The 22,072-nt window shown below is 37.9% G+C and carries 16 protein-coding genes; 8 read left to right on the forward strand and 8 right to left on the reverse strand.

Going from position 1 to position 22,072, the window contains the following annotated elements; translation table 11 throughout:
• Positions 1-27 precede the first annotated feature (27 nt).
• The 3 genes from isdE to isdC all read right to left on the reverse strand — a co-directional run bounded on the left by isdE (position 28) and on the right by isdC (position 4,503).
• Positions 28-909, reverse strand: coding sequence for a heme ABC transporter substrate-binding protein IsdE (gene isdE, locus NSU19_RS17255; RefSeq protein WP_063387711.1), 882 nt, complete (start codon positions 907-909; stop codon positions 28-30).
• A 126-nt stretch (positions 910-1,035) separates the two neighbouring features.
• Complete coding sequence (locus NSU19_RS17260) at positions 1,036-3,810, reverse strand: NEAT domain-containing protein (protein ID WP_339197623.1); 2,775 nt, start codon at positions 3,808-3,810, stop codon at positions 1,036-1,038.
• A 15-nt stretch (positions 3,811-3,825) separates the two neighbouring features.
• Positions 3,826-4,503, reverse strand: coding sequence for a heme uptake protein IsdC (gene isdC / locus NSU19_RS17265; RefSeq protein ID WP_339197625.1), 678 nt, complete (start codon positions 4,501-4,503; stop codon positions 3,826-3,828).
• 1,505 nt (positions 4,504-6,008) lie between these two features.
• Here isdC and NSU19_RS17270 point away from each other — a divergent pair.
• From NSU19_RS17270 to ald, 4 genes are all read left to right on the forward strand, one after another.
• Positions 6,009-6,764, forward strand: coding sequence for an amino acid ABC transporter ATP-binding protein (locus NSU19_RS17270; protein ID WP_063387708.1), 756 nt, complete (start codon positions 6,009-6,011; stop codon positions 6,762-6,764).
• A gap of 816 nt (positions 6,765-7,580) precedes the next feature.
• On the forward strand, positions 7,581-7,811 hold the full coding sequence (locus tag NSU19_RS17275; protein WP_339197628.1) for a hypothetical protein: 231 nt from the start codon (positions 7,581-7,583) through the stop codon (positions 7,809-7,811).
• Positions 7,812-8,228: 417 nt separating this feature from the next.
• Positions 8,229-9,479: a PucR family transcriptional regulator gene (locus NSU19_RS17280; protein ID WP_130157537.1), complete on the forward strand. Its 1,251-nt coding sequence runs from the start codon at positions 8,229-8,231 to the stop codon at positions 9,477-9,479.
• 112 nt (positions 9,480-9,591) lie between these two features.
• Positions 9,592-10,722 (forward strand): alanine dehydrogenase, encoded by a 1,131-nt coding sequence (gene ald / locus NSU19_RS17285; protein WP_130157539.1) that lies wholly within the window; start codon positions 9,592-9,594, stop codon positions 10,720-10,722.
• Between the two features lie 462 nt (positions 10,723-11,184).
• Here the strand turns inward: ald and NSU19_RS17290 are convergent, their stop codons facing one another.
• From NSU19_RS17290 to NSU19_RS17300, 3 genes are all read right to left on the reverse strand, one after another.
• Positions 11,185-11,517: an antibiotic biosynthesis monooxygenase gene (locus NSU19_RS17290; RefSeq protein WP_327856954.1), complete on the reverse strand. Its 333-nt coding sequence runs from the start codon at positions 11,515-11,517 to the stop codon at positions 11,185-11,187.
• 974 nt (positions 11,518-12,491) lie between these two features.
• The gene (locus NSU19_RS17295) at positions 12,492-14,021 is read right to left on the reverse strand and encodes a malate:quinone oxidoreductase (RefSeq protein ID WP_339197633.1); all 1,530 of its coding nucleotides are present in this window, start codon (positions 14,019-14,021) and stop codon (positions 12,492-12,494) included.
• A 904-nt stretch (positions 14,022-14,925) separates the two neighbouring features.
• Positions 14,926-15,516, reverse strand: coding sequence for a helix-turn-helix domain-containing protein (locus tag NSU19_RS17300; RefSeq protein ID WP_339197635.1), 591 nt, complete (start codon positions 15,514-15,516; stop codon positions 14,926-14,928).
• Positions 15,517-15,705: 189 nt separating this feature from the next.
• Between NSU19_RS17300 and NSU19_RS17305 the strand changes: the two genes are divergently transcribed.
• The 3 genes from NSU19_RS17305 to NSU19_RS17315 all read left to right on the forward strand — a co-directional run bounded on the left by NSU19_RS17305 (position 15,706) and on the right by NSU19_RS17315 (position 18,737).
• Positions 15,706-17,265 (forward strand): AMP-binding protein, encoded by a 1,560-nt coding sequence (locus NSU19_RS17305; protein ID WP_339197637.1) that lies wholly within the window; start codon positions 15,706-15,708, stop codon positions 17,263-17,265.
• 164 nt (positions 17,266-17,429) lie between these two features.
• On the forward strand, positions 17,430-18,494 hold the full coding sequence (locus tag NSU19_RS17310; RefSeq protein WP_339197639.1) for an MFS transporter: 1,065 nt from the start codon (positions 17,430-17,432) through the stop codon (positions 18,492-18,494).
• 33 nt (positions 18,495-18,527) lie between these two features.
• The gene (locus tag NSU19_RS17315) at positions 18,528-18,737 is read left to right on the forward strand and encodes a hypothetical protein (RefSeq protein WP_339197641.1); all 210 of its coding nucleotides are present in this window, start codon (positions 18,528-18,530) and stop codon (positions 18,735-18,737) included.
• Between the two features lie 545 nt (positions 18,738-19,282).
• On the opposite strand, the gene NSU19_RS17320 is transcribed toward NSU19_RS17315, so the two are convergent.
• Positions 19,283-20,161 carry a LysR family transcriptional regulator gene (locus NSU19_RS17320; protein WP_339197643.1) on the reverse strand — a complete coding sequence of 293 codons (879 nt, stop codon included), beginning with the start codon at positions 20,159-20,161 and terminating at the stop codon, positions 19,283-19,285.
• A 215-nt stretch (positions 20,162-20,376) separates the two neighbouring features.
• On the opposite strand from NSU19_RS17320, the gene NSU19_RS17325 reads away from it, so the two are divergent.
• The gene (locus NSU19_RS17325; RefSeq protein ID WP_311066567.1) at positions 20,377-21,699 is read left to right on the forward strand and encodes a short-chain fatty acid transporter; all 1,323 of its coding nucleotides are present in this window, start codon (positions 20,377-20,379) and stop codon (positions 21,697-21,699) included.
• A 131-nt stretch (positions 21,700-21,830) separates the two neighbouring features.
• Here NSU19_RS17325 and NSU19_RS17330 read toward each other — a convergent pair whose 3' ends face one another.
• The gene (locus NSU19_RS17330) at positions 21,831-21,992 is read right to left on the reverse strand and encodes a hypothetical protein (protein ID WP_339197645.1); all 162 of its coding nucleotides are present in this window, start codon (positions 21,990-21,992) and stop codon (positions 21,831-21,833) included.
• Between the last annotated feature and the right edge of the window lie 80 nt (positions 21,993-22,072).

Here is a 22,072-nt window from a genome sequence, read left to right on the forward strand (position 1 = left end):
TCAGCACCCTTTTCTTTTTTTGTCCGCTTATTCATGAAACTCAGGATACAAATATTTCACCAATTCATCTAAAGCTTCATCCGCTCGAATGGTTGCGGTAGTCGGGAACAATTCTTCTTCCAGATCATACACCCTGCCATTTTTGACAGCATCAAAATGCTTCCATATATCGTTTTTCTTAAATTCTTCATCGAACATTTTGACTACTTCCTCCGGCATGCCGTGAGCAAGCCTTAATATGACATCGGGATTGGACTCATATAAATATTCTGTGTTAGATTCTAAATACTCCACTTTCTCTCCTTGAATCACGTTGTTTCCACCCGCCAATTTCACTAGATCGCCAATATAGGAATGCTCTGTTGCCACTAAGTAACTTCCGGGAACTCCGAGTAAGATTAAAACATTTGGTTTTTCCAAGTTACGAGTTTTTTTCTGGATTTCTTTTACTTTTTTTTCGAATCTATCAACGATCTTCTTCGCTTGTTTTTGTCGTTCATATTTTTCTCCGAGTGCAAGAATTTCCTTTTCCATTGATTGAAGACTGGTTAAATCCAAAAAATCTACTTGAACGTTATGTTTTTCAAACACTGGCTCTAAATCATATTGAATAGTTGAAACAGAGTATACATCAGTAGGTTTTAAAGACATCAAAACTTCCATATCAGGATTTTTAGCATACCCCACTCTTTTCGCATTCTTATACCGCTCCGGCAGTTTTTTGCTGCTTGTGGGGACGCCAACTAAATCAATATCTAACGCATCAAAAATTTCCGTAACGGCAACAGATAATGAGACAACTCGATGATCCTGTTTTTTCGGCTTTTTTTGTTCCGTTGATTCAGCAGCAGATGAAGAACAACCGGCGACGACAACCAGCAGCATTATCAAAAGGATCAGCCATCCCATTCTTCTTTGTTTACACACTTAAACAAAGCCTCCCCGCTTTCGACCGACCTAAAAAGTCGTTGTCATATTTTTTAAATAAGAAAATGTTGTCTTGATGCGCATGTCCGCATCAAGACAACAGTCAGGTTATTTTTTCAAATGAATAAGGAGCCTTGAGCGATTCTTCCAAACTATGATGGCAAGAGATCCTAGCAGCAATGCCAAATACAAACCAATTTGGGAAAGATCAGCCGTTTTGGCATTCACGGTTGAATTATTTGAGTTATTGGAAGCGTCATCGTCTGTCGACTGTTGATCTGCATCTCGGTTAAAGGTTAGTGAATCGTCATCACTATTGCTATTTTGTTGATTTTGATCCTGATTTTGGTTTTGATCTTGATCGGTGGAATTCGTATTCTTCGTTGGAACGCCTGTTCCATCATATGGTTTTACACTATCTGGATCAAAAGCAATTTGGATATCATACGTATTGTGATATTGAAGATCTGGAATATCCACCTTGATCTTAGCATTCACTTTTTTAGATAAATCTTCGATCGGGAAACCTACTACTCTTGTATCTTCTTTTTCATTTTTGCTTCGCACTTCCACATCTTGATATTGGCCGTTTCTTTCCACTTGTAATTTCGTGATCCATGAGCTTTTTAGCAATGTGAACGCAACATCTAATTGTCCATTTTTTACAGTTAATAGTGCCGGGCTGACAACATAATCATTGACCATTGACGGTTCTTCTGTACCATTTTTTAATACAGTAAATTCCACGGTATATAAACCGTCAGCCAACTCATTTCTTGTTTGGCCGCCATTGTTATTTCCAGAATTTTGATTGTTATTGTTCGATGGATTGTCTCCAGGCTTATTTGTACCCGGATCTTTCCCAGGATCTTCTGGTTTTTGTCCATCCTCATCCGGCTGATCCTTCTTTACTGGTTTGATGCTGTCTACATCAAACTGGATTTGAACCGTATAAGATCCATCATAACCATATTGCGGTATAACAACTCTTGTTTGAACATTCAGTTTTTTCGTTAAATCGTCCACTTCAAACTTGACGACTCTTGTGTCTTCTACGTCATTCGTCGATACAACCTCCGCATCGACATATTGACCGTTTCGCTCTACTTGAAAGCTTTTAATCCATCCGCTGTTTTTTAACGTCACGGAGACGTATTTTTTGCCATCCTTCACCGATAAGTGAGCCGGTTTCACAGTATAGCCATCCATCATCGAGATATCTTCTGTCTTGTCTTTCAAGAACTTAAAGTCAATCGTATATTCACCGTCTTGAAGCTCTTCAGCAGGCTGTTCATCCTGATCGCCATCTTCTCCCGGCTGCGGATTTGGCTCAGTATCTCCAGGAGTTGGATCTTTCGGCTCTTCCCCATCTTCTTGACCCGGATTTTCAGGCTCTTGGCCTCCTTCTTCCGGCTGCTCCGCCTGCACTGGTGTAATGCTGTCTACATCAAACTTGAATTGAACGGTATGCGTCATTTCATACATGTTCGGAACCGAAACAGTCAATTGAGCATTCAATTTTTTTGTTAAATCGTCTACTTCAAACTTGACGACTCTTGTATTTTTTTCTACATTCGTCGATACAACCTCTGCATCGACATATTCGCCATTTTGCTCTACCTTAAAGCTTTTAATTAATGAACTGCTTTTTAACGTCAATAAGACGTATTTTTTACCGTCCTGCACTGTTAAACGGGCCGGCTTCTCTGTATAGTTATCCATTGATGAGATATCATCTGTCCCGTTTTTGAACACTGTCAAGTCAATCGTGTATTCTCCGTCTTGAACCTGTTCTCCAGGCTGTTCATCTTGATCACCGTCTTCTCCAGGTGCTGGATCTTTCGGTTCCTCGCCATCTTCTTGACCCGGATTTTCAGGCTCTTGGCCGCCTTCATCCGGCTGTCCATCCTGCACTGGTGTAATGCTGTTTACATCAAACAAGAATTGAACAGTATGAACCGTATCATATACACCTGGTACGGCAACTCTTGTTTGAACATTCAGTTTTTTCGTCAAATCATCTACTTCAAATTTGACGACTCTCGTATTTTCTGTCTCATTCGTCGATACAACCTCCGCATCGACATATTGACCGTTTCGCTCTACTTGAAAGCTTTTAATCCATCCGCTGTTTTTTAACGTCACGGAGACGTATTTTTTGCCATCCTTCACCGATAAGCGAGCCGGTTTCACAGTATAGCCATCCATCATCGAGATATCTTCTGTCTTGTCTTTTAAGACCTTAAAGTCAATCGTATATTCACCGTCTTGAAGCTCTTCAGCAGGCTGTTCATCCTGATCGCCATCTTCTCCCGGCTGCGGATTTGGCTCAGTATCTCCAGGAGTTGGATCTTTCGGCTCTTCCCCATCTTCTTGACCCGGATTTTCAGGCTCTTGCCCGCCCTCTTCCGGCTGCTCTGCCTGCACTGGTGTAATGCTGTTTACATCAAATTGGAATTGAACCGTATGAACTGTATCATATACACCTGGTACGGCGACTCTTGTTTGAACATTCAGTTTTTTCGTTAAATCATCCACTTCAAACTTGACGACTCTCGTGTTTTCTGCTTCATTCGTCGATACAACCTCCGCATCGACGTATTCACCATTTCGTTCTACTTGAAAGGTTTTAATCCATTCGCTGCTTTTTAATGTCACTGATACATATGTTTTGCCGTTCTGCACTGTTAAGCCGGCCGGCTTCACGGTATAGCCGTCCATTGTCGAGGTATCTTCTGTTCCGTTTTTCAAGACCCTAAAGCCAATCGTGTATTCTCCGTCTGCTAAAGCCGATTCAGCAAAAACAGGCTGTATTTTGACGGTCGGCAATAATAGCAGGAAAACCATAAAAATGGCAAAAAACTTTCTAATCCTTTTCTTCACAAGAAACCTCCCCTTCTACGAAACTTTAAATCTAGATTTGAATTTAAAAATTAGAAATGCTGCAGATAATAAAAATAAACCGATGAAAACATAAAGTGACGTGCTGTCACTAGTTTCCGGATTATTTTCTGTCTGCTTGTCTGTTTCATTTTGATTGTTTGTTTTATTTTGACTACTTTTTTCATTGCTTGTTTTTGTAGAAGCAGAGGTAGATGATTCTTTTGAACTATTAGAATCTGAGCTAACAGCTTTAATGCTATTTTGATCAAACTTTAGTCTTATTGTGTAATGGCTGTCATAAACACCCTCTCCAGGAAATTCGTCTTCTGGAATATAAACATGTATTTGAGAGGTTACAATGTCGGGAACTTGATCTACTTCAAATTGCGCAACTCTTTTATTTGCAGAAGTATCTGTGCTTATCACTTTTGTATCTACATTAGAAACTTTAAATTCTTTAATCCACGAACTATGATTTAATCTTACTTGAACAAAGTATTTGCCATTTTTCACAATTAGTTTTGCAGGCTTTTCCCAATAATCATTGGCTATGGATACCGAATCATTATCTGCTTTTAAAACTTTATAGTTGATGGTATATGTTCCATCAGCCAAGGAATTATTCGCCGATGCCGGCAATGAAGCATAAAAAACTACAAAAAGTAAAAAGACGACTGAAAAAATTTTTTTCATTTTTTGATCCGTACCCTCCTTTAAAATTTAATTAATAGATTGTTATATTCCAGAATTAAATAGCTTTCCCCCTTTCGGCCACTTATCAATAATGATTCTCAATCTCAAGAGTCATTTTATTAATAACGATTCTCATTGTCAATAAATTTTTATGAATCTTCCAGTTTTCCATCATTATAGAAATTTTTCATTTAGTAGTTTTTTATTTAGTTGGATACTCCGTATTAGAAGACTTTAGTCGAACTTTTTACAAGAAAATAGAAAAATCTTGTTTAATTGAATTTCATCCATAAAAAATAATTTGTATTTATCAGAATGATTGATTCGCCTTATGTCTGAAAAATTATTCGGACAGTGTATTATTCATGTGAATATAGGCTATCGATTAACAAAATGAATAGAAAAAAATGGAGATGCAACAAATTAGATCAGTTCCCTTTTTTCGGACATGAGGTAGTGTGATGTTAAGGCCAAGGGGGAAAATGAAATGGAAGATTTGGAGTATTTTTAAAAAATGCTTTTTCATTGATTAAACTTTATTAAGAAAATTTAATGTTTGTACCAGCACTTTCTTCTTTATGTATCGATAACGCAATATGAACTCCATAAAAATATGTATGGAGAAGCTGTTATCTCCATAAAAATAAGTTTAGTTTCTATAAAAAAGTAATATAGAGCAGATACAAAAACGGTAAAAATTAGACATAAACTTTTTTTAAAAAGTTTGAATACGAAATGGAGTGTGAAATGAAATTAATTATTTTTGAATAATTTTTTTAAATAATATTCGCCAGCTGTTCTATATGAGTTTACAACTGGGCAATAAAGTATTGAAAATACATATAAGCATTTCTTCAAACAATAATATTTTCGCTGCACCTACAATGAAACTTCAAAACAAGCTCATAATACTAGTAACTCTCATTTCTTTTTATCAATTTGTCCGATCTGTACAATCAACTGTTGACTTTCAAATTATTAAGATCTATTATTATAGAAAATTAAACCTAGCTAAATAGTATGATTTAAATTTGACACGACTCTAGTTAGATGGTGCAGATTTTTGAATGGATAAAAGGTGCAGACGACGAAGCGGTAGGTACAGATTTAGCATTACTCATCTACTAACAGAGTGTGGATCAAATACATCCTCTCGTTCATCAATTGACACTGCAAAGATAGTGATTCAAAAGCTTGCATATGACAGAGCCTATCCTTATGCAAATGAAATCATATATAACTTATGACTGCACAGTCAGTTGGATTAATAAATGTTCAGGCATTTAGAATGCTCATTCCTCAAACGTCGGCTGCAGCACTTTCAAATTTTTGTACAGCCACTGTCAATTTTATTAAAGCACATCATTAAGTCATAGGGTGCCATTGCATGAAATAATATTAAGAGCCTATCATGTCGCAATTTTTTGAATTTTATATTGATATGTAGTTTTGGAGAATATTTATAAAACTACCAGACTTAAGCTTGAAGGCAAGAGGTGGATAACATGCTGGAAATTAAAAATGTACATAAATCATTTGGGAAAAACAAAGTTTTAAACGGAGTTGATTTAAAAATAGATAAAGGGGATGTTGTCGTCATTCTTGGACCGAGCGGATCAGGAAAGACAACACTGCTAAGATGCATAAATTTTCTTGAAAAAGCAGATCAAGGTCAGGCAATTTTTGGGGATATTCAGGTTGATCTTCATAAAGCAACCAGAAAACAAATTCATGCAATAAGACAAAAGACTGCATTTGTATTTCAAAATTACAATTTGTTTAATAATAAAACAGCATTAGAAAATGTAACAGAGGGGCTCATTATTGGCAGGAAGATTCCAAAAGAAAAAGCGAATGAAATTGGAAAAAAAGCATTGGATAAAGTAGGACTGTCCCACAAATACAATGCTTACCCTAGTGAATTATCGGGCGGGCAGCAGCAAAGGGTTGGCATTGCAAGAGCGATTGCTTTAAATCCAGACATCATTTTATTTGATGAACCAACTTCCGCACTGGATCCGGAATTAGTTGGTGAAGTTTTAACAGTTATGAAGCAAATTGCCAAAGAAGGAACAACAATGTTGGTTGTAACTCATGAAATGTCTTTTGCGAAAGATGTTGCCAATCGGGTGATTTTTATGGATGGCGGAGTCATTGTAGAAGAAGGATCACCTAAAGAAATTTTCACACATCCAAAAGAAGAAAGAACAAAACAGTTCTTAAAGCGGGTAATACCCGAGGATTTTACTTACTATATTTAAACAATTGAACAGCCTTTGTCCTTTCACATCACTGTAAATACAGACCCAAACATAGAATTCCTAGCCCTAAACGATTCAAATACGAATTGTTTAGGGCTTTTGCCGAATATTGATTGATTTCCTTCAATATCCTTTACGAGCACCACTATTCAAGCTGTTTCCACTGGGCATCCTACGGAATGAACATATCAGGATGTGGATTCTCCCGTAAAAATAAAGAACCTTCGAAAAGATCCATCTTTTCCCATTAAAGCATTAAATATCTATTTCAGCCAAATATTTTAACGACACGACAAGCAAAAGCAAGTTTCTCAAGAACGTGGTAAAATAATAGCATCAGCATAGCACTGTTCAGCAGCGCTGTATTCTTTCGAAATGCATGAGTACAAGCACTTTATTGATCCAACAGTAATGCAAATTCTCACCCGTTATACGAAGAAGTTTTTCGCGGAAGATTTCGATCAAGTGGCAATTATACAAAGCTGAATATCTATCCATATGTTTCCGGCAAAAATGTCCTATTCTTTTGGAACCCGGCAAATGTAAGCATCGTCGTCTATGCAATGAACAAGCAGTTCATCGGTTTTACCCAGATTTTATCCCATACGTTCGCCAACGTTTTCTAAAATAGGCAATTTTGAAAACGTTTACTTTTTATAATTTGTCAGATTTCCTGACGATAATATTGAGAATGCTGCATTTTAAAAAAATAATCTATTTAAAGACAGTTTAAATGGGCTGCTGCTTTTAATAAAGACGGAATATTTTCATTATAGATTATTAAAACCATTTTAAGGAGGTGGAATCATTCAATTAATGATTGCAGATGTTGTGCTTGAGCCTAATACCATGATCGCTGCCGAATGTAATGAATTGATGACGACACCTTTGATTTGTGAAACTGCTGAACAATCGGCAAGATTAATTCAAAATAACTATGAACTAACAGAGATTTTTATATATGCTGACCCCGTGTTTTTCTACTTAGCAAAAGCGCGTTTCCTATTAGTAATTTTTCGTATTACATCCCTTTTGCAGGATAAATGATCGGCAAAGAATCGATCAATCAAAAAGGAAAGCCAGGCCGAATTTAGGAAAAATCAATATCATGAAATTAGCAAAACACGTAAATGAAAAAGGAAAAGCAAATATTTAGTTTTCTTCATAACTGTAAATCCTTGGAGAATTGGCTGCATTTATAGAAGCAAACAAAATGTAATCTGCGATTCTCGGTGTTTGGCTGACCATGTAGATATTCTTTTTTTCGCTATATTACTCTTTATGTTACCTTCGGCGGTATGAGCTTCTTGCGCAGGATATTTTAGTACGAATATTGTTTAGACTCTCCTAATTGTTTAGAATTTTTTCAATAATGATCGACTAAACGGGTGATTCTTGTTCATTTCAATTGACCCTTCATTATTGGTTTAAGACTGTAAAAATGCAAAAGGGGGGCAAGAATTAATGAGGAATTCATTAGGCTATCCACAATTACTTTCGCAGTTGCGGCAAGACGATTCCCTAGACCTTTTGGCAGACCGTATTGGTGAAATGCTTGAATGTCCAATTACGATAGAGGATTCAAATCATCAGATCATTTCCTACAGCAGACATAAGGAAAATGTAGATGAAGCAAGAATGGCCACGATTATGAGTAGAAAAGTGCCAGATAAAATCATTAACAGTCTTTGGAAAAATGGGATTATGGCAAAACTGTTCGAAAGCGATGAACCTGTTATTGTCCCTGCAATCAAAGAAGTTGGACTAGGCAACCGTGTCGCTGTTTCGATTCGAAAACATAATGAGGTTTTAGGTTTTATATGGGCACAAATCAATGATAAAACAATGGACGATGATCAATTGCATTTGCTCAAGGAAGCTGCAAAGCTTGTGAAAAACCAGCTCCTCCTTCAGCGAATAAGAAAACGAAAAGAAGAAGAGAGTCATCAAGAATTTCTATGGAAGCTATTAACAGGTCATCTGAACGATGTGTCTAAGATTAAACACCAGGCTAAACGAGTTGGGGTTAATCTGGATGGAAGGCTTGCTGTTGCTATCATTAACTTTGAAAATGATATAACACAAGCTATTGAAAAACATGCCTATTATTTAGCTGAAACATTGCACCAAGTTCAAGTAGTCAGCAAATTATTTGATCAAAATCAACTAATATTGCTTACCCGGCTCAGAACAGAAAAAGAGGCGATTAACGCTCTTTCCGGTTTTATTAAAGATTTTATCAACAAAATAAGTATGCGTTTACAAATCCGAAATATATCTGGTGCTTTCGGCTCTGTTTACCATTCTCCGGAGCATGTTCATTGCAGCTATAAACAAGCATTGAAAGTATTAAGGCTTAAGGAAAAATTCCCCGATGAATTACAGCAAAAATATAGTTTTCAGGAGATCGGCATCTATCAGTTTTTAGATGAACTTTATCAAATCCGAGTTCGTGACCACTATCAAAGTGAGGCAATCAAAAAATTAAGAGAGTATGACCTCAAGCATCACACCGATTTATTGCTTACGCTTAAAAGTTATTTAGAATGTGACTGCAATGTTTATCAAGCAGCGCAATTATTACATGTTCATCCGAATACGTTAAATTACCGTTTAAAAAGAGTAGTAGAAATAACAGGAGTAAACCTGAAAGACCCTAACCAGAAAATAACATTATTTCTGGATTTAAAACTTGAAAGCATGAATGTCGAGTAATTTGTATATTTACACAAATTACTTTTGCGGTTTTCTGATTTTTTCATAAAGTAAGGTTCAACTAAAAGAGATATGATAGTGGTGCAGATGTTATTTTAAGGAGATGGTGAGGATGATCATCGGGGTACCGAAAGAAATTAAAAATAATGAAAATCGTGTAGCTATCACACCTGCAGGGGTTGTGCAATTAATAAATGCAGGACATAAAGTAGTTATTGAAGCAAACGCTGGAATCGGAAGCGGTTTTACCGATGAAGAGTATAAACAGGCTGGTGCCGAGATTGTTGAAAGAGCTTCAGAGGTTTGGGAAATAGCAGAAATGATTCTGAAAGTAAAAGAACCCCTCCCGGCTGAATATGTATATTTCCGAAAAGGGTTAATTTTATTTACCTATCTTCATTTGGCAAATGAACCGGAATTGGCCAAAGCTTTAGTGGAAAATGAAGTGACCGCTATTGCTTATGAAACAATTACTGTCAATAATACATTGCCATTATTGACACCAATGAGCGAAGTTGCCGGCCGCATGGCAGCTCAACTCGGGGCGCAATATTTGGAAAAATCTAAAGGAGGAAAGGGAATACTGCTAAGCGGTGTTCCTGGTGTCAAACGCGGGAAAGTCACGATTATTGGCGGCGGTGTAGTCGGAACGAATGCAGCAAAAATTGCACAAGGCCTTGGTGCAGATGTAACAATTATTGACTTAAATCCTGCTCGCCTGCGTCAATTAGAAGACATTTTTGGTTCAACTGTGCAGACGTTAATGTCAAATCCTTATAATATTGCAGAATCTGTCAAAGACTCCGATTTAGTTATCGGTTCGGTGCTGATTCCCGGTGCAAAAGCACCTAAGCTTGTAACGGAAGAAATGGTAAAATCTATGCAGCCCGGGTCAGTCATAATCGACGTTGCTATTGATCAAGGCGGAAACTTTGAAACGATTAATTATGCAACAACTCATGACAATCCTATTATCGAAAAATATGGAGTGCTGCATTATGCAGTCGCCAACATTCCAGGTGCGGTTCCACGTACAGCAACAATTGCCCTAACAAATGTCACGATTCCATATGCTGTGCAAATTGCTTCCAAAGGTGTAGTTCAAGCAATTAAAGAAAGTGAAGCGATTAAAACAGGCGTGAACGTCATGAATGGGAATATAACCTTTAAAGCAGTAGCACATGACCTTGGCTATGACTATGTTCCAGTCGATGACGTTATCTCCGAACGATTGTATTCTTAAAACGGTGATGAAACACCCTTCATGCTTAGCTGTGAAGGGTGTTTTTAGGATTCTTTAAATGGACGAACGTTCATTTGCATTTTTATTCCATCTTTTTTTCGGCACATCATGCCAATTATTGAATAATAATTCTCAACAACACTCAGCAACTGAAAATTAGATGTGTGTCTTAATGCCACCGTGTACGGACTTTGCATACCATAAAATCCAGAAGGGGAGATCGCGTCCAACAACGATCTCCCCTTCTTATGTATCTACTATTCTTCTAATAGCAATGATTTAAGTTCTTCTAATCCTTTTTGACGCTCAATTGGATCCAGAAACCCCACGCATGAATAGATTCTTAAGCAATAAAAAAACACCCATTCACAATTGACCATCAGCTAAAATGAATGGGCATTTAAAAATTTTTAGAGCATATGTTCAGGAAAAACCTACTTTGGGACTGGAGGCTGCTTTATTTTATCGAGTAGAGGACTCTACATAGCCTTTCTGACCCAGCACATAGAAGACATCTTGACGGCTCTCCAAAATGTAGGAGGGAGCAGGCTTGCCTCGGTTCGCCCGGTGAGAAGCAAGGTGAGCCTCGCTCTTCTCCCAGGCTTTCCAAGCCTCTTCTGATTCCCAGCGAATCATAATTAGGATCTCTTCATTCCCTTTTCTCTTCCTTTTCTTAAGCACGCTTAAATCGATAAAACCCGACTGCTGTTCGATTATTCCCTGTGAAGTGAAGCGGTCAACAATTCGATCGGCATGTCCTTCTGTCACTAAAATAGTTTTTATTTGAACAAACACTCACATTACTCCTTTCATTATGATTATACATTATTATAATTGATAACAATTATCATTTTCAATAATACCCGCAAGAAATATTCATCTTTTTTCAAAACTCTTCTCTATCAATTCATTTAAAAAGATGATGGCCAATAGCAAAGCGCCTGATCCACAGCACAACATATGACGATATAGCTCCGCTGTCCCCACCAGATGAAAAATTGAATTGCCGGCACACTATCACTATTTAATTGTTTCTCTACCTGTCCGGCTTTCGTATCAGATACTCCATTAGCCAAGATAATATTCATTCATTATTTTAAAAAACTATTTTAATATAAAAGTTCACAACAAAAAAACACACGTTTATGAAGTCAAACGAAATCAGCTCCTAACATGTATTTTTTACGTGACAATATTGTTGTCAATCTTGATAAATAAGTTTAAATTTTATCCAAGACAGGTGTCTTTTTACGAACACAAGTTTTACAATGCTTTTAAGGCTGCGGCAGAGCAAGCTCTTTATTGTCAAAAATGGCTTCTCCATAATTCCATTCAAATTCCGCATGTGTGTAACACCGTAAGGATAAACTCTTTTGGTTATCATAATAAAACTCCCCATGAAGATAAACAGATTTTTATTTTTTAATCTGTCTACCTAATGGGGAGGCATATCAAAAATCAAAACGTCATTAAAACAAAAAACACATAAACATCAATATATAAACGTTACGAAAACATTAAAGGGGAGGTCTATAAGTCGAAAAAACGACTTATTAGACATCCCTCTTTTTTTCGTCGTGACAAAAAATTTTTAAAAACGGATTATTTTCAATTATATTCTATTATTCTGCAATTTTTTTATATTATCTCTGCTTTAAAATCATTGACTTATCAGTCTCTTTTCTTTATTATAGAAACAATTATCCACTGATGAAAAGTGGCTGTTTTAAACTTTATTCATTCCACACCTTTGTTTCTCATCCAAGAAATTAGCTATAAACCGGTTCTTTTTCGTTTACACCAGAGATCGGTTCTTGTCCGTTTAGACCAAGCGTCTCTGCTGTTGAAGTATGAAGTTCATGGAAAAGATCCGGGTTTTCCACTAGTGACACACCATAAGAAGGAATCATTTCTTTAATTTTCGGTTCCCATTTATTCAAATGTTGAGGGAAGCATTTTTTAATTACTTCAAGCATTACGTGTACGGCAGTAGAAGCTCCAGGAGAAGCACCTAGCAATGCAGCGATCGAGCCATCTGCAGCCGTAACAACTTCTGTACCAAATTGAATCGTTCCTTTACCGCCAGCTTCAGTATCTTTGATAATTTGCACACGTTGGCCTGCGACGACTATATCCCAGTCCTCTGATTTAGCCGTCGGGATAAATTCACGCAACTCATTCATGCGCTTTTCTTTCGTTAACAGAAGCTGCTCGATCAAGTATTTTTCCAAAGAAAAGTTTTTAAAGGCTGATGCCAACAAAGTTACGAAATTGTGCGGTTTTACGGAAGCAAACAAATCCAAATTTGAACCAGTTTTTAAGAACTTAGGCGAGAAGCCTGCAAACGGTCCAAAGAGCAATGTTTTTTTGTTGTCGATATACCGTGTATCAAGGTGCGGAACTGACATAGGAGGTGCACCAATTTTAGCCTTACTGTAAACTTTTGCATGATGCTGCTCTACAACTTCTGGATTATTACATACCATAAATAATCCGCTTACAGGAAAACCACCAATATGTTTACCTTCTGGAATACCAGATTTTTGAAGCAAGTGCAGACTTCCCCCGCCGGCTCCAATAAATACGAATTTAGCCTTATGGATTTCAACTGAACCGCTATTGAGATCCTTCACTTTCAATTCCCACAAACCGTCGCTTGTGCGTTTAATATCCTTAACACTATGCTTGTAGTATATTTCGACATCTTTCTCTTTTAAGTAGTCAAATAACATGCGTGTTAAAGCTCCAAAGTTAACATCCGTACCTGAGTCGATTTTGGTTGCTGCGATCGGTTCATTCGATGTACGTCCTTCCATTATAAGCGGAATCCATTCTTTCAGTTTTTCCGGGTCATCAGAAAATTCCATTCCTTGGAATAATGGATTGTTTGATAGCGCTTCAAAACGTTTCTTTAAATATCTCACATTATTTTCCCCTTGGACTAAACTCATGTGGGGCAGCGGTCTGATGAATTCCTGCGGATTTTGTATTAGATTGTTTTTTACAAGGTAAGACCAAAACTGTCTGGAAACTTGGAACTGTTCATTAATTTTTATAGCTTTGCTAATATCAATAGATCCATCCGGTTTCTCGGGTGTGTAGTTAAGCTCACATAGTGCAGCATGCCCCGTTCCTGCATTATTCCATTCATTAGAGCTTTCTTCTCCTGGTTTGTCGAGTTTTTCAAACACTTTAATTTCCCATTCCGGCGCTAATTCTTTCAACAGTGTCCCTAAAGTCGCACTCATAATTCCGGCACCAATTAAAATAACGTCTGTGTTAGTTTGTCTGCTACTCATTTTTCCCCATCCTTATCCCCAAATATTTGTAGAAAGGATGCAGGCGACCTGCCTAATTCAAAGCTCTACATGGCTTTCGCCACACGCCTTTTCTACAACAATTATATCTTAATTATAGTATATCATTATTTAAGTATAGTTCATTATTAGTATTTCTAATTAAAGTCCATCACGATTATTTATAGATTTACAGATTCTATATCAACTTTATACAACCAGACCGCTAAAATTAATTTTTTCTTGAAAATGAATCATTTTACTCCACCAACATATCCTATTATTCACCAATCATCAGATATCACCTGAACGAATGAGATGTGCTGTTTAAATAAGAGTTTCTACCGATAAAGAAGATCAAAAAAGAATCCATAAGCAGTCAAATAGAGCTCTTTATGGGATATATCTTGGTTAAAGGGGGATATCGAAAATTTTTACGTTGATGCAAACACGAACAGTTACACAAAATAAAACAGATAAATCACCTCTTCAAACAACAGATGATGAACATGTCACTCAATTATAAAATCAGTCACTTATTCTGCCTCCCAAAATAGATAATTTTAACAAACAGTTCCAATTGTTTTTTAGGATTTATCCCTTTGTTTGCTTATCTTGCCAGCAGCGATGATGTTCTGTCATTTTTTGGCGTGGATTTCACTCTATGCAAAAAAACACAAATTTTTACATATAGGATGTATGTTTGAATTTGATCATTTAATATTAAGTCACTTTACAGAGGATCGACCACATAAAAAAATGAGCCACTTGATTTCCCAATTTTCAAAACCTCTCTTATGCTTGTAAGTATCAGAACATTCAAACATAAAGAGAGGAAGAAAAGGATGATCAGTATGGCTCAATTTCATAGTTTCCTACGATTCTGAAGCTCTAGTAATTTTTTGAATCAACATTTTTCAATTCCTTGAAAAACCGCTTGAAGCATCTTTTCAATCTCGATGACCGGATCTAGTTCCTTTTCGAAAATAAACCAATCATATAAAGTTCCCCGCATGCACCTGGAAATGATCATGGCCAGATCTTGTATTGAAAAATCTTTGGTGAACTCCCCTTTTTCCTGTCCCTCTTGTAAGTAATTTTCAAGAATGTGATATAATCTTCGATTCGTATCCGCCAGAAATTTTGCGCTTTGGGGATTCATATAAATCGTTTGCATTAACTCTTTCCCTAAATCGTTTTTCAAATACTTCATTTGTGTGATGGAAAGACGTATAATCTTTTCCTTAGCAGATAAATCATTCGGCAATGTTTTGCAAAATTCATCATAAAAGTTATCAATTTCCTTAAACTTTTCCAAAAAAATTTCTGACTTCGAAGCAAAATGCCCATAAAAGGCTCCCTTCGACGTTTTGCTTTTCTCGACGATTTCATCCACAGTGACTTGGTTATATCCTTTTTGACTAAACAGCTCCAAAGCTGTTTCCAAAATTCTTTTTTTGGTTTTAAGCGCTTTTTTTTGCTTTGCATTTAATGTCATAAAAAAATCCCCTTTTTTCCTAACTCAACTTGTCTTTTATTATATCTAATGGTCTTGGAAAACCTATTATACAAAATATTCTAAATTAACAAAATATTATTGACAAATCAAATATATTGAAATAAACTATGGTCTATAAAGACTACAGTCTATTTTTTATGTAAGCGTTTACTATAGGGGGTGAAATCGATGGATATTATTGGAGAAAGAACGATAATCGATTTGCTTCATGAAAAATGCAGGTTACACGGAGATAAACCATTTCTTGTCTTTGAAGATAATAACAAAAAAACCACCATGTATACTTATCAGACGTTTTTGCAAAAAGTAAATAAATTCAGCCGAGTACTTTTGGATTTAGGGATTCAAAAAGGCGACCGGGTTACTCTCCATCTTCCAAATGGTTCTGACTTCATTGTCTGCTGGTTTTCATTAGCTAGAGTCGGTGCGGTTATGGTACCAACAAACATCCTCTCGACTGCAAATGAAATGGAATATACAATAGCCCACTCGGAATCGGTTCTCCTAATTACAGAAGAGGGGTATTGGGGAAAGTTTCAATCAATTCAAAGCAAATTGCCAAATCTTAAAAAAATATTGTTAAGCCGCTGCAAAAATGATCTATACAAAGAAATAAGCATGGATCATTTAATTGAAAAAGCAGAGGGAGACATTCCTCCTATATCCCTCAAAAGCGATGATATTGTCTCCATCATGTATACTTCGGGAACAACTTCTAAGCCGAAGGGATGCATGATTACTCATGCCAATTATCTTTATACTGGCGAGGCTGTTTCGAAGACCCTGAACTTTACCCCAGAAGACAGGGCTTTGATCGTACTTCCTCTTTTTCATGGCAATGGCCAATACTATCTGTTTATGCCTGCCTTAACCGTTGGAGCAAGTGTTGCCATCACGGAACGGTTCAGTGCTTCCCAATATTTTAAGCAGGCAAAAAGGCTGCATGCAACGGTCGGTTCATTGTTTGCAGCTCCCATCCGCATGATTTTAGCACAGCGTTTTGATGAGGCAGACAAAGAAAATCCTCTCCGCTTAATCATCTTTGCCCAATCAGTCACGCCTGAACAACTGCAGGAATTTGAACAAAAATACAATGTACCGCTGTTGCAGCTATACGGAATGACAGAAACTGTAGCACCGCCATTAATGAATCCATTATATGGGCAAAAGGATAATACCGGAATCGGAAAGCCCATCCTCAGCGCCGAAGTCAAACTTGTGGATGAAGCGGGAAAAGAAGTACCGGTCAACAAACCCGGTCAGATCATTGTAAAAGGCATTCCGGGGCGCACTATTATGAAAGGGTATTTCAAAAATGAAAAGGCAACCAACGAAACTATTCAAGACGGCTGGCTGTATACAGGGGACAACGCCATTATGACAGAAAACGGTTATTTTTACTTCGTTGATCGGAAAAAGGATATGATTAAACGTGCTGGAGAAAACGTAGCGGCAATGGAAGTAGAAAATGTAATCATGGAACATCCGGACGTGTATGAAGCTGCTGTCATCGGCGTGCCTGATGAGATGCGGGATGAGGCCATTAAAGCGTTTGTAATTTTAAAAGAAGGAAGACAAACGACGGAACAGGAGCTGATTGAACATTGCCGGAACCGTCTTTCAAAATTTAAAATACCGAATACCATCGAGTTTGTGAAGGACTTTCCTAGAACGTCTGTCGGAAAAATTCAAAAACATTTGTTGAGGAAATCCGAAAATTTACTTTAAAATCATTCAATTTACTTTTATGTACCTGCTTTTCCAATATTTTAAACCTCGGAATGTCGTTAATGAAATTCCGCCGTTCCAGTGCAAGCGATAATGAAATAACCGTGAATTCCCTCAAAAAGAGAATTTGATTATTAGATATGTGAGATGAGGGGTGTATTTTTATGAACAAAATCCGTATCTTGTTTGCCAGCTTATCAGGGTCTGTCATTGAATGGTATGATTTTTACCTATATGGTACTGCTACGGGACTTGTGTTTTCATTTCTATTCTTTCCAAGTCATGATCCGGCTGTAGGATTGTTGCTTTCTTTTGCAACCTTTGGCATTGGCTATGCAGCCAGACCTATCGGCAGCATTATCTTCGGTCATTTTGGTGATAAGATGGGAAGAAAGGCCGCTTTAATATTTACACTTATTGGAATGGGCGGAAGTTCATTTTTGATTGGTCTTCTTCCTACTTATGAGCAAATTGGTATTTGGGCGCCGATTATACTCGTCCTTTTAAGGCTCATCCAAGGTATTTCCCTTGGGGGTGAATGGGGTGGAGCTGTTCTGTTGGCCACCGAATATGCCCCGAAAGGCCTTCGCGGACTGTATGGTTCCATTCCCCAGTTAGGTGTACCCATCGGTTTAGTTCTCGGTTCATTAAGCTTAACGGTTATTAGTTATTTTACTTCTGATACACAATTTTTGGCATGGGGATGGCGGATTCCGTTTTTATTTAGTGTCGTTCTGATTGGACTCGCGCTCTGGATCCGAAGCGGAATTGAAGAGACTCCTGCCTTCAAACAACAAAAGGAAGCTGGAGCAATTGCGAAAATACCATTTTTGGAAACGTTCAAAACGAATTGGAAAAGTGTTTTGCATGCTATCGGTTTAAAAATTGGGGACGGATTTTTCAATGTATTCTTAATGTCATTTATTCTTTCTTATTCTACGGTGTACTTGGGGTATTCCAACCAAGTGGCACTAACAGCCCTTACCATTGGCTGCGCGACTATGATTATCACCATTCCGGTTGTAGGATACTTGTCTGATTATATTGGCCGAAAACTCATTTATATTGTCGGATTAATTTTATTGTTTATCTTATCTATCCCTTATTTTTCATTGGTTGACGAGGGCGCTTCCTGGTTATACATCATGCAAGGCGTGATGCTGGGAATCATCTGGGCATCGATTTTCGCAACACAGGGCACCTTATTCTCCGAATTATTTCCGGCATAGGTTCGCTACACAGGTTTATCCTTCGGGTATCAAGTGGCAGCCGCCATTGTTGGTTTCGGTCCAATGATTTGGACAACAATGGCCGAATCCTTCGGTCCTTCCCCATGGGTCTTTGGCGGATTTATGATGGGAGGCATTATATTATCCCTTATTTTAAGTCTGTTAGTTCCGGATACGAGAAAACGTTCGTTATACGATCATCATATTGAAACAGCTGAAAATAATTTCAGCATAAAAATGTAAGGTAAAATAAGATTTCTATCCTTCCACGGGGTACCATAAAATTATTGAATGAGGTTACCCTGTTTTCATTTTTAAATAAACTCGTTTGGTATATCTATGTGTGGGGCCTAATTATGGTGTGAATGCCTCTTACGCAGTTGCTAGAAACGAAAAACTCAAGGGTGGAGCCACTCCCTGAAGGAAAGGGGATGCCTTGACATTATTTGAATCTCTCATGCTCGCTATTTCCTCTGGGGGTGGATGGACCAATACTGTCTTTTTTAAAAAAAGTAATCCGCTCTTGAGTTGGCGGCTCAGAGTGGATACAGTTAGTGCCGCTGAATCGGCTGGTCCCCCTGACAGAGAATCGTTTAAAGACGGTTATCAATGTTCGTCGTACGGATAACTTTTTCATCCACCACCAATTTATATGTTTATTATATCTTTTGTACAAAAAATGAAAGACTGCAGCCAAGGAATTTCCGTCCTAAGGTACTTTCCATCATTAGGAAACGGTTTATTTATTCATTGAAATACAATGTTACTCGAAATGGAATGTATAGATATCACTTCTCTTGCTCCGTAAGCATCTCCAGCAATTTTTTCAAAGCAAAGGAGCGGTACCGACCCTTTTTCGTGATAATACCAAGATGCCAAAGAACCTTTTCTTTCAAGGGAACAATAACAATATCCGGATTATTTTGTTTTCCGCCTATCACTTTCGGCAGCAATGTGATCCCCATTTTTGATGAAACAAGCTCCAAAATTAAATCCCATTGGGAACTTTCATAGGCGATATTCGGGGTAAAACCAGAATTTTTGCAGGTGTTAATAATAAATTCATGCAACGTAAAGTTTTTTGCAAATAATATAAAGCTTTCCTTCTCCAATTCTTTGACGGACACCCTTTGTTTGCAGGCCAGAGAATGATCCTTGTGGATAAAAAGGACGAATTCATCCGTAAAAAAAGAAGAAATGTGAAAAATGGATTCATCCACCGGCAGAACCACAATGCCGACATCAATTTCCCCCTCTTCTACCAGCTGCTCTACTACCCTTGCGCCAACCTCCACCAACTCCAATTTGACATTCGGGTATTGTTGATGGAAGTTTCCGGCAATGGAAGGGAAAAACAACGTTCCAATAAGGGGAGGAATGCCGATTTTAATTTCTCCAATGGCGACGTTTGCCAGTTCATCCAGCAGCATTTTCGTTTCTTCCAAAATACTCATTAACTTTTTTCCCTGTTCATAAACAACTTTTCCTGCATCCGTCAATTGAATATGCCTCGTGGACCGTTCCAATAGTTCCATATGAAATTCCTCTTCCAGCTTTTTCACGGCTTTACTTAATGACGGCTGGGATAAATAGGAGTGCTCCGCAGCTTTTGTAAAACTCTGATGATTGGCCACCTCAATAAAGGATTGAATGTCCCGAAGTTCCATCGAATCCCCCTTTTTATTCCCAAATGTAATAAATAAGATTCATTTTATTTATTTTACTTTACCGTTTGTCCCTGTGTAAACTTTTATGTAAGCGGATGCAAAAAGGGATTTTGAAAGCGATTCCATCATGCGCTCATTTACTTGTTCTTATTTTTTAACGGAACCGGTGGAAAAATCAAACAGAATTTATTATTTGCTAAAGGGAGGAGAAACCATTGAAGACACTTACATCCTTTTTCAACCGGGTGGTGCAGCGTTATTTGCCTGATGCCTTGCTGTTCGCCATTATTTTAACGTTTTTAGTATATTTATTAGGTGTTTTCTTTACAGACAACAGTCCAGTGGACATGGTCACCCATTGGGGTTTAGGTTTTTGGGATTTACTGGAATTTACCATGCAGATGACCCTTGTGGTTGTAACCGGCTATATATTAGCAAACACTCCCGTCATTAAAAGGCTTTTGGCGAAAGTAAGCACCTTTGCACGCACCCCTGTCCATGCCGTCATGCTTGTAACCATTGTTTCATTAATCGCCTGCCTGATTAATTACGGTTTCGGGCTGGTGATCGGCGCTTTGTTTGCCATACATGTTGCCAAGCATGTTCCATCCGTCGACTACCGTATTTTAATTGCCAGTGCATACAGCGGATTCCTCATTTGGCACGGGGGATTTTCCGGTTCGATCCCACTTACCATTGCAACCCCGGGCCACTTTTTGGAGGAATCCATGGGCGTGATCCCAGTGACGAAAACCCTTTTTAGCCCGACAAATTTATTTATTGTTATTGCCCTTTTGATCACCTTGCCGCTGTTTAACCGTTATTTGTTAAAAAATGCAGAGAGCCAGCTCGAAGATCGAACGAAATGGGTGATTCCAAATGAAGAAGCAGCAGCAGTAGAACATGTGACACCTATGACACCAGCAGAAAAATTGGAAAACAGTCGGACAATATCCCTGATCATCGGCATTATGGGAATTGCATTTATTGTTTATCATTTTGCTGTAAACGGATTTAACCTAAACATTAATATCGTCAATTTTATTTTCCTTTTCCTTGGAATTTTGCTTCATCAAACACCGAAAAGGTTTCTGGATACGGTAGCGAACGGCGTTAAAAACGCCGGTGGGATTATCATCCAGTTTCCCTTTTATGCTGGAATTATGGGAATGATGATTCATTCAGGATTGTCTGAGCAAATCGCATTATGGTTCGTCAGTGTTTCGACCGAACAAACCTTGCCTTACCTCTCCTTTCTTAGTGCTGGCTTAATCAATATCTTTGTTCCATCCGGGGGCGGGCAATGGGCGGTTCAAGGACCGATTATGATTCAGGCAGCAATGGAATTGGGAGCAGATCCGGCCAAAACAGCAATGGGGGTAGCCTGGGGAGATGCTTGGACAAATATGATCCAGCCGTTTTGGGCGCTTCCCATTTTAGCGATCGCAGGCCTCCACATCCGAGATATTATGGGATTTTGCGTCATGATTCTAATTTTCAGTTTTATCCCGATCTCCATTGGATTTCTGCTGTTTTAAAGCTTCAGTTGTCCCACAACAAAAATTTTCCCAATATTCTATGTTTTGCAAACAAATCCCAAGAATGCTGTTATGACGCCAGCATTCTTGGGATGGATTTTTTAAAGTTTATCAAAAACTATCATTTGCTTTTAATCCTTTTTTGTTCCTTCTCCGTTTGACGGGATTGACGGTATCCCGGGTGTTTTGACAATGGTTCCCTTTTTATTGTTCCAATTAGGAACATGATCGTTCCAGCATTCTTGTCTAATGATGGGACTGGATGCATATTTTCTTGTAAAAAATACTCCCACTTTGCTGTTTCTCCTTAAAAAATGTTGCCGTGCTTGCTGTGCTGTGCAGAAGGTTACTATCTCCCCCGTTAGATACTGAG

It is taken from the genome of Aeribacillus sp. FSL k6-2211 (assembly GCF_037966125.1).
In the GTDB taxonomy this organism is placed as follows: Bacteria; Bacillota; Bacilli; order Bacillales; family Aeribacillaceae; genus Aeribacillus; species Aeribacillus composti.

Coding starts and splice junctions, on each gene's coding strand:
- NSU19_RS17310 (WP_339197639.1), top strand. CDS start 17,430: ATGAACAAAATCCGTATCTTGTTTGCCAGCTTATCAGGGTCTGTCATT.
- NSU19_RS17275 (WP_339197628.1), top strand. CDS start 7,581: ATGATTGCAGATGTTGTGCTTGAGCCTAATACCATGATCGCTGCCGAA.
- isdE (WP_063387711.1), bottom strand. CDS start 909: ATGGGATGGCTGATCCTTTTGATAATGCTGCTGGTTGTCGTCGCCGGT.
- NSU19_RS17305 (WP_339197637.1), top strand. CDS start 15,706: ATGGATATTATTGGAGAAAGAACGATAATCGATTTGCTTCATGAAAAA.
- NSU19_RS17295 (WP_339197633.1), bottom strand. CDS start 14,021: ATGAGTAGCAGACAAACTAACACAGACGTTATTTTAATTGGTGCCGGA.
- ald (WP_130157539.1), top strand. CDS start 9,592: ATGATCATCGGGGTACCGAAAGAAATTAAAAATAATGAAAATCGTGTA.
- isdC (WP_339197625.1), bottom strand. CDS start 4,503: ATGAAAAAAATTTTTTCAGTCGTCTTTTTACTTTTTGTAGTTTTTTAT.
- NSU19_RS17300 (WP_339197635.1), bottom strand. CDS start 15,516: ATGACATTAAATGCAAAGCAAAAAAAAGCGCTTAAAACCAAAAAAAGA.
- NSU19_RS17320 (WP_339197643.1), bottom strand. CDS start 20,161: ATGGAACTTCGGGACATTCAATCCTTTATTGAGGTGGCCAATCATCAG.
- NSU19_RS17280 (WP_130157537.1), top strand. CDS start 8,229: ATGAGGAATTCATTAGGCTATCCACAATTACTTTCGCAGTTGCGGCAA.
- NSU19_RS17270 (WP_063387708.1), top strand. CDS start 6,009: ATGCTGGAAATTAAAAATGTACATAAATCATTTGGGAAAAACAAAGTT.